This is a genomic window from Marinobacter sp. ST-43 (genome assembly GCF_030541085.1).
In the GTDB taxonomy this organism is placed as follows: Bacteria; Pseudomonadota; Gammaproteobacteria; order Pseudomonadales; family Oleiphilaceae; genus Marinobacter; species Marinobacter nauticus.
The window spans coordinates 1-7,982 of the sequence record NZ_JASSVO010000034.1; the positions used below are offsets into that span (position 1 = coordinate 1).

At 50.6% G+C, this 7,982-nt stretch carries 6 protein-coding genes and 2 pseudogenes; 2 read left to right on the forward strand and 6 right to left on the reverse strand.

Annotated features, from left to right (window positions below):
• Positions 1 to 595 precede the first annotated feature (595 nt).
• Both QPL98_RS19025 and QPL98_RS19030 read left to right on the forward strand, forming a co-directional pair.
• A complete protein-coding gene (locus tag QPL98_RS19025; RefSeq protein WP_303293824.1) occupies positions 596 to 1,498 on the forward strand; it encodes a hypothetical protein in 903 nt (300 codons plus the stop codon).
• Positions 1,499 to 1,770: 272 nt separating this feature from the next.
• The gene (locus QPL98_RS19030; protein ID WP_303293825.1) at positions 1,771 to 2,727 is read left to right on the forward strand and encodes a hypothetical protein; all 957 of its coding nucleotides are present in this window, start codon (positions 1,771 to 1,773) and stop codon (positions 2,725 to 2,727) included.
• Between the two features lie 178 nt (positions 2,728 to 2,905).
• On the opposite strand, the gene QPL98_RS19035 is transcribed toward QPL98_RS19030, so the two are convergent.
• The 6 genes and pseudogenes from QPL98_RS19035 to QPL98_RS19055 form a co-directional block, all read right to left on the reverse strand.
• On the reverse strand, positions 2,906 to 3,070 hold the full coding sequence (locus QPL98_RS19035) for a hypothetical protein (RefSeq protein ID WP_303293827.1): 165 nt from the start codon (positions 3,068 to 3,070) through the stop codon (positions 2,906 to 2,908).
• 351 nt (positions 3,071 to 3,421) lie between these two features.
• Complete coding sequence (locus QPL98_RS19040; RefSeq protein WP_303293828.1) at positions 3,422 to 3,922, reverse strand: hypothetical protein; 501 nt, start codon at positions 3,920 to 3,922, stop codon at positions 3,422 to 3,424.
• A 125-nt stretch (positions 3,923 to 4,047) separates the two neighbouring features.
• A complete protein-coding gene (locus QPL98_RS19045; protein ID WP_303293829.1) occupies positions 4,048 to 4,485 on the reverse strand; it encodes a hypothetical protein in 438 nt (145 codons plus the stop codon).
• 60 nt (positions 4,486 to 4,545) lie between these two features.
• A pseudogene (locus QPL98_RS19490) lies at positions 4,546 to 4,938 on the reverse strand (TniQ family protein); the annotation flags it as partial.
• Complete coding sequence (locus tag QPL98_RS19050) at positions 4,938 to 5,924, reverse strand: TniB family NTP-binding protein (protein ID WP_303293830.1); 987 nt, start codon at positions 5,922 to 5,924, stop codon at positions 4,938 to 4,940. The gene QPL98_RS19050 and the pseudogene QPL98_RS19490, both read right to left, overlap by 1 nt.
• Positions 5,917 to 7,982 (reverse strand): annotated as a pseudogene (locus tag QPL98_RS19055) (hypothetical protein); the annotation flags it as partial. The gene QPL98_RS19050 and the pseudogene QPL98_RS19055, both read right to left, overlap by 8 nt.

Consider the following 7,982-nt stretch of genomic DNA (forward strand, 5'->3'; position numbering starts at 1 on the left):
GGTATGCCGGATAAAGTTGAAGAATTCCAGCGTGTTGGCAGTGATTCCGGAGGAACGTGACCGGTGATTCCGGAAAAACGCCCGAAATCGGTCACGATAAAACGGAGTGAGCGGTCACGATGGGCCGGAATATGCAATTTGCCGTGGATCGGGTCACAGGCTTGGTGAAAGCGCTTTTCAGCGTTTTGTCCGACGGCGGCACTTTTCCTAGTTGAAGCCCCAAGTCGCGAATCATCCCCGGCATTCCCGCACTAAACCCACTGAGGCGGAGAAACTCCTCAAACGGTGGTAAGAACGGAATATCCGATGATGGGTGAATCATGAGAACGCGATCTTTCACGGAATCCTGGTCCTTTTAATCACTCGGGTATTATCGATCATAGTGCAGGCCCTCCTCCCGCAACACTGTACCATTAAGCGTCGACAAACCTTACACATCTTCCCAAAGTAAGAAAATTGTGTGTGTAAAAACAGATGCCTATATGTAGGGCATGCGTATTGCAAGTGAGATCTGTCTAGTTAGCGCTTGGCGAGTACACAGCTTGAGTGTTGTACAAGCTAAACTGATTGACCCCGACCCACTTGTGAGAACGTAATGCGTTTATTGCCTTTTGTTTTCATCATGCTGATCAGCACAGTCGCACGCTCAGGGATTATTTCATACGAAACCGGCATAGCGTTCGAGGATGGTCTGACAACACAACTGGACCGATTGAATGTTGGAGCGGTTTACGAGCGATTAAGTCAGTCTGGGAATCTTGGAGATAACAGCTTTTGGGACGGCTGCGACGCTGCCGGTGTTTTCGGAGCTGGCGCGCTTTGCTCTCTCAATGCTGCCTCGTATGCTTCAAAGGCTGCCCTCCAAGTCGGTAGCGGGTGGAATGAGTTAGGTGTGAATCTAATATCGAATCTTGCCGGAATCCAGAATGAGAGCTTGGATGCTCAAACAACAAGTAACAGTGGAGAACCCAGCTTCAGCTCGCTTGCCGGGTCTTTCCAAATAGGGTTCTCAGATGAAATGGTCACTGAAATTCTGCGTGGGGACAATCAAGGGATTCGATTAGGTTATGGATTTTCTTGGTTGGGGTTCGGAGTTTTTGATGATTTTGCCGGAGTAATAGGGAAGTGGTCTTCAATGCCGATCGTTGGTGTTGAGCAGTTATCCGATGGTCGTTTAGTCCGATCTTCACTTCGAGCTCGAGTAACTGCTGTCTCGGTAGACTCCAGTCTTTTGCCGGTAGAAACAGCAAAAACCATCTTCGATGAGGTATTTATGACAGATGGTGAGGTGGGAATGACCTTCCCGCCTAGCCTGGATAGTTATGGTTTTAGTCAAGGTGAAATTGTCAGCTTCAGACTCAATGTTGAGCAGAGACTCTGGACTGATCATGCTCCAGTAAAGGTTCCTGAGCCTCACTCAATCGCTCTGCTTATTGCCGGTCTTTTGGGAATGGGTACCTTCCGTTTTGCAAGCTTAAAAGCAAAAGACAGCCTTTAAGCTCATCACTCCCACCTTCTAATGGAGAAGTCCAATAAGTAGCTGGGCCCGAGGCGGTTCCAGAACCATTCTTGGAAACGGAGTAGAACCCTAAGCTCTGATGCTTTTGCTGGAAGAGGCACCGGACTACCGCTTAAGTTTGATTTGTGGTGATCCACGGTTTAAGCCTTTCTCAGCTTGTCCGGTAGGGGGGCTTCCATTTCTTGAACGTACGATCATGATTGGCAATCAGCACTCCATATAACTGACCGCTGAACCGTTAGGTATACGATATGGACATAAACCACCTCCTTGCGTTCGTCCGGCAAGAATTGAAAGAGGTCTTAAAGATCTCATCGCTTGAGGATCTTGATCTATCATCCCTAGAAGAAGGGCAGGCTGAACTCATTAAAGGAAAGCTATTGCGCATTGACCACGCCGCGAGAAAGGTGCGCAACTACCTACAGGGCGGGGTAGCAAATTCAGAGGTGCCATTATTTAGCGGCTCAAAATCGCTGTTAACCTATTTCGAGAATGAATATCAGCCCCGTGCGGATGTAATTCGTAATATTGCGATCTTCGGGGACGCGAAAGGAGTCACGCTTGAGGATTTGTTGGCTGAGAGCGGTTTGACCCTCGGAGAATTGTCCGGATCTTCTAAGAAATCGACTCCGATTCTCGATGCATTTGACCTCGCAACGGAACGATTGGAAGACCTTCTTGATTATGACCCGCCGGAACATTTGGAGTATATGGCGGATGAGGAATTGGTCGCTCTTAAGGAGCTCGTTTCGGCCAAATTCTTTGAGCCTGACGAGTGGCACGCGAATATGAAGGAATTGAAGCCCGTAGTCTCAAGTCGACGGTCGGATATGCTTCCATACCACGTCCGGGTGAGAATCAAGGAGATTTACAGGTCTTTCATCTTCGGAAACTGGCAAAGCGTTGCAGCCATGTCACGTGGAGTCGTGGAATATGCTCTGATAGATCGCGCTGGCAGTCTTGGATACGAGGCCTACGAGAATGATAGATCTGGAAAGGGGCGCCCGAAATCACTGAGATATTTGATAGGTCACGCCGGCGAAATTCTTCCACATGTGGCCACTGACATGGACGCAATTCGAGAGTATGGGAATGAGGTAATGCACCCCGAAAAAACCAAGAAGATGCGCACGCTTCCTCTTTCACGAAAGCAGGCAATTGATTGTATAGACCGGGTGAAGCGAGTTTTGGAGGCTGTGTACTCCTAATTAAAAAGTTGAGCGATCTCGAATTCCTCCTGTAGCGGTAAACAGCAATTTCAAATGGAGTTCATTTCAAGGGCTTCTGAATGACACTGTATCCATTTCTATCATCCCGCAACGCCAATCAACTGGACTTACCCCGGTCCAGAGTTTTCAAAGAAGCGGCAGACGATAGAAATGTTACCTACAGTTCGCTCTCGTTGTTTTTCTTTCCATACAAGTCAGACTCTTTTTTTACGGACTCCTCAAATTCTGAGCGCCGTAATTGTTTTGCCGCCTCACTTGAGGTGAAATCCACTGTGAACCTAACGGCAACCCTTTTACGCGGCTGATCTTTTTTCTGATTCAAGTGCTTTCTCCCTAAGAATCAATAGACTATGTTCCATTGTGATTCGCACGGCAAAATGTTCGATTACCCAAGCATAGAGTTCAGCGTGCTTTTCGACCAGACGTGACGCCCTATTTCCTGCAATCGTGATCACGTACTCAACACAATTAGTTGCTGGATGCCACGTGCATGACTCCTCAGAATATCGCTATGCTGGACTTTAGGCCCATATGACGGAACCCAGATATCACTGTAGTTCACTTTAGTTAGGGCGCATTATGCCTAAATGCCTCTGAGCTGGTATATAAACTGGGGTTAAGCATTAAGCCAAATTACGGCCGATAGTGGCATGCTCCCCTTTGGGTTAACCGCTTATTTTCCCGCCGATGCTGAAAGCATGACGTGCTCACAAAAAGACCGGCCACGGACCCTAGGTTGGCCGTTTTGGCTTTTCGCCAATTTGAGTACGTCAGCTTTTACGAGATCACGTACGTTCTGAGTCGTACAATCGAGAGCATCGGTGACCTGTTCAAGTTTCAGTTCTCTTTTTGCGTTTCGGAAAAGCTGATCAGTTAGCCACTTTTCAAATTGGCACCGATTAAGAAATAGGCTCTGAATTCCACGGGCTTTCGAGAATCCGCCGAGGATTCGACGAAGTATGACGTCATGGGCGAGTTGCCCAAACGTAGTCAAATGCTTCTTGAACGCTGGGTTGTTCGGGAAAATTTCAATCGAATCCTCGGGATCCGGTAGCGCACGAATGACTCCACGGAACTGCCGTAGATCGAATCTGCGGCTGCGAGAGAAGCGCACATTTTTGTGAGCAAGTAAGGTGTCGCCTCGAAAGAAATCCTGCGCAGATTCCATGCTCATGCCGGTAATCTCCGCGAATGACTGAACAGTGACATGATATCGATAGCCTGAACTTCCTTTCGATTCGAGCTTCCTGTCTCGCCTCGACTGGGAAATGTACTCCGTGACTTCAGGAAAATCGTGCTTCAGACAGGATGTCTCAGCCGTGAGCCGAGCTTCCTCTTTGGGGCCTCGCCAGTTTCGCTCCAGGTGAGCGCTGAACAGGTCGCACGGGCCTCTACGAAATTAGTGCCTAGAAAGCGGACCGCTTGTCTTCGTTGATGACACTGTTTGCGCCAGGATGCGTTCAAATCTGAGCTATCGAGAAGGAGATACGCCCGACTTACAAAATCCGAATGGCCGCTGAGGTTGGGGCAATGTTTGACCGGCTCGTGAATCACGTCGAACGGGCGCATGGCGACGCTGATCGCTAGGCAAATATCTCTAAAGCGTAATTCGTCCGGGTCGCTGAAATCCGAGCCCATCTCTTCCCAGAGCTGACGTTCCGTCTCGGTGACCTCAGATGCGCGGCTGAGCTCCATCTCGTCCCAGTTTTTTTCGCAGTAAGGGCAGCCAATAAGCAAGCTCCCTCCCCAGTTGAGCTTCTTGTGACAGCTAGGACAGCTCTCTAGCAGCAAACATTCGTGCTTCGGGCAATGAGCCGTTACAGCAAGTCCCCACCGCCAGTCCAAAAAGCCTTGCTCCGACACACAGCTTGGACAGATACGGGGGAATCCAAGCCGTAAATCGTGAATCATCCGATGTTCTGACCGTAGCCACGGAAGCTGATCTCGTGCTTTAAATCGTACCCGATGGCTCTCTAAAGACCTCTCAAGTCTACGTTCCAGTGCTCTGAACGTTTCCCTCGATGGAGCTTCGAGCCACCCGGAATTTCCGGACGCGGCAGTGGTCTGTATGCCCAGAGAGTCGAGGATTTCGGCCGGCTTAAAGACGCAGTTGAGTTTGCCAACGCGCAATAGGAAACCGTTGAACGATTCGTCAGGGTGAGGTTCCGGCCGGATAGCGAATCGTTTCATCAATGAATGTCCCAGTTCTTTAAATCTTCACTCGCTGCTTTCTTCTGAGCTTTAGCCGCACGCTCGAGGACCCGTTCGTAACTTGCACAAAATGGATTGAAGTTTCCGAGATCCGGGTTCATTGCCGTTTTAGCGAAGCCCTCAGCAAGATCTTTCTGAGTAATCACCGTTTCGTGCTCTGTGCTTTCAAGTGCCATCATTATGAGCCCTGCGATCAATCGAGGGATTCCCTTTGTCGCGACGTAAACGCGCACCATCATTTCTTTCTTAGCCAACGGAGTGAGCTCGACGCCTTGGCGCTTAAGAAAACCCGCGCAGGCTCTCAGGTACGAACCGAAAGCTTGACGATTTTCTTCCGAGTCAATTTGAAACGGGGTGAGACGCGTCTGGCGTTGAGCGAATCGTTGATACAGCTCGTCGTAGTGAGCAATTGATCTGTAGCCCGCGGGTGTGCCAGCCATCACCACGGCCAGCTTGTGCTTATCCATCATTAGTTTGATGTGATTTACAACACCTCTTGTATTGGACTTCGCTTGCTCGCGCAGAAAATGCTGAAACTCATCGAAAATGAGCAGTTCTACCCCTCGCTCTTGGATAAATTCGTTGAGCTTCTGTTTGAGCTCTCCAACGGTACCCTTAATTGATCCCTCATAGCTCGACGCCAGGAGGATCTCCTGGATCAGCGTCTTAAGCGTCGGCTCCGCAGGTACAGAGACAAGAATGATGGGCTCTTTCGAGCGACCAGGACTCTCTAAATCATCGCGCTCTGCGAGATGATGCTTGATATAGGACGCAAGGATTGACGATTTTCCCAGCCCTGGTATCCCCATCAGCAGCATCCCAACTCCTTCTACACCAGACATTGCATGGGTTCGCAGAATGTCACCAACTGCTTGTTTGAAGCGGTCGTGTCTTGTTCGCCAGTCCGCAAAAGCGACCGTCGCCGGCTTCAGTCCTAGGTAGCGTCTGCTATCGCAATCAATCATCTTCGTATTCTCCATCCGCACCATATTCTTCTGAGCTGAGTTCAAGCGTTTCAGTCCTCATCGAGCTCCTGCGGACAGTCGGACGAGGAAGGGTGTCCTCTTCCTCTATGGGTCGCACCAGTTCTGCATAAATAGCGTTGGTAGGAGCACGCTGGGTTTGCCGCGAGCCAACTCGTCGCATGTTGGCATCGTGTGCTTCGTTGGCATTAGTGACGGTTAGGCTTGATCTAGACTTGCGCCGGCCTGTGAAGCCTTTGTTGGCATAGGTGCTTCCCCGCTGAGCTTTCAACTCAGCGAACGTTGTGCCTGGCTTGATGTCCAAGTCTGATACAAAAGCTTGGAATGCCTCGTCGGTGATGGGATCAACGACGTTAACCGAATGAACGTCGTTGTGCGTGTACTCTACTTGGACCTCGGCTGGCCGCCCCATTCTTCGAAGAGTCATGCCGATATGCTTGAGCCTGTCTTCATTGTCGTTGTAGCGCAGCTTATTGAGCTGAATGCCCTGGTGGGCGTGATCTCCAGAGATCTTGCACATCCTGGTTTCACCCATGGTGAATCTAATTCGCTCGAAGTTGGCAGGCAATTGGGGTGGAAACTCACGCGCCCGCTCTTCCCAGACTTCGTAGGGCGTTTTACCGTTAAGACCTCGGTGAGCAGTTTGGTGATATTCATCGATGACCCACTCATAGAGAGCGTTGCGAAATTCCTGCAACGTCATGGATGCTTTCTCTTTGATCGTTGCATCCAGATTAGGCCGATCCGTATGTTTCCCGCAGTAGCCCCGCAATGTCTGTGCAAAGCGAGTGCGTAGCGTCAGGAAAAATCGTTCAATGAAAGGCTTGCGCCATCCGGCGTAGGTTTGCACGATCTGGGATTGGGACCCTGCGTCGAGCAGGAAAGACTGGGTCTGAACGCTTACATAACCAGAACCCCCGTCGCTCACAAACGTCTCTGGCGTGCCATACATCGGCCAGTCGTTTTGAACACCATTGGGAAGGAGGTCAGGGGACTTCGGGCCAATTGCATGTTTGTAGCTGTCAATCACTGAGCCCGAGGATTCGCCTCTGCCGACTTGGGCAATCAGACCTAGAATCGACCGAGAGTAAACGTCGATCACGGCAAACAGCGTCACAGGTCCAAGATATCGACCTTCCTCATCAGTGACACCGATCGCCAGATTTACCGCATCGGCTTCTACGCGCTCCAGAATCCGTTCGGTCCGGAATTTCTTCTTTGCATTGCGCCGGGCTGCCTTTCCAGCGCGCCGACCTTCTCGTCTTTCGATGAATTCGATCGGGTCGCACGCTTGTGAGGCCCACTTCCGGAAGACTTCTCGACAGGGTCGTTTAACCTTCTTTCCAAACTTGGCCTCAAACTCTTCGGTAAAGCAGTCATAGGCATACTGAACCGTTGGGTTCCCGAGCTGGAGGTAATAGTCGTCAATGACTTCGAGCGCCAAATCCTGGATATCTTGTGAGAAGGAGGATTTGCGACAGCGCTTTTTCGTCCCTAGCGTAGATGCGATGCCGTGAGAGTGCTCGTGCGCTTGTTTTGCCCACCGCCCAAGAGTTGCCGGAGAGATCGGACGCGCGTCGTTGATCTCCCGAGCCACCCTTGCAATGACCTGTCGTCGAATTTTAACCCCGCCAACACCATTCTTTTCCGTATGCCGCTGCAATTCCTCGAGATAGGCAGAACGTCGTTTCAGTTCCTCCAGATCTGTAATCGATAGGTCGAGCGCTTTTGGCGCAGCGGTTTTTCCTTTCGGAATTAGATGAAGGGTTTTCCCGAATTCGGATTCGATCTCGCTGCGAGACTTAATGATAGTTCCATGCTTTTTTTCGTCGAAGGTGAGAGCGACACTTGAGTTGGGCAGTGTTGTCAGAGTCGCGTGTAAGTTGCGAAAAGACACACGGTTTCCGGTCACGGCGATAGCTGCGTAAACCGCTGAAGGTTGCCACCCATTCCACGTGAAGCCTGCCACCCGGACCGGAGCAAGGCTGCCACCCATCGGAGCGTAGCGACGCGGGGTTTCTCTTCTTACTCCGAAGTCTC

What these genes read in the sequence shown, in the direction of transcription:
- QPL98_RS19025 (WP_303293824.1), top strand. Translation starts at nt 596, where the DNA reads ATGCGTTTATTGCCTTTTGTTTTCATCATGCTGATCAGCACAGTCGCA.
- QPL98_RS19030 (WP_303293825.1), top strand. Translation starts at nt 1,771, where the DNA reads ATGGACATAAACCACCTCCTTGCGTTCGTCCGGCAAGAATTGAAAGAG.
- QPL98_RS19040 (WP_303293828.1), bottom strand. Translation starts at nt 3,922, where the DNA reads ATGAGCATGGAATCTGCGCAGGATTTCTTTCGAGGCGACACCTTACTT.
- QPL98_RS19050 (WP_303293830.1), bottom strand. Translation starts at nt 5,924, where the DNA reads ATGATTGATTGCGATAGCAGACGCTACCTAGGACTGAAGCCGGCGACG.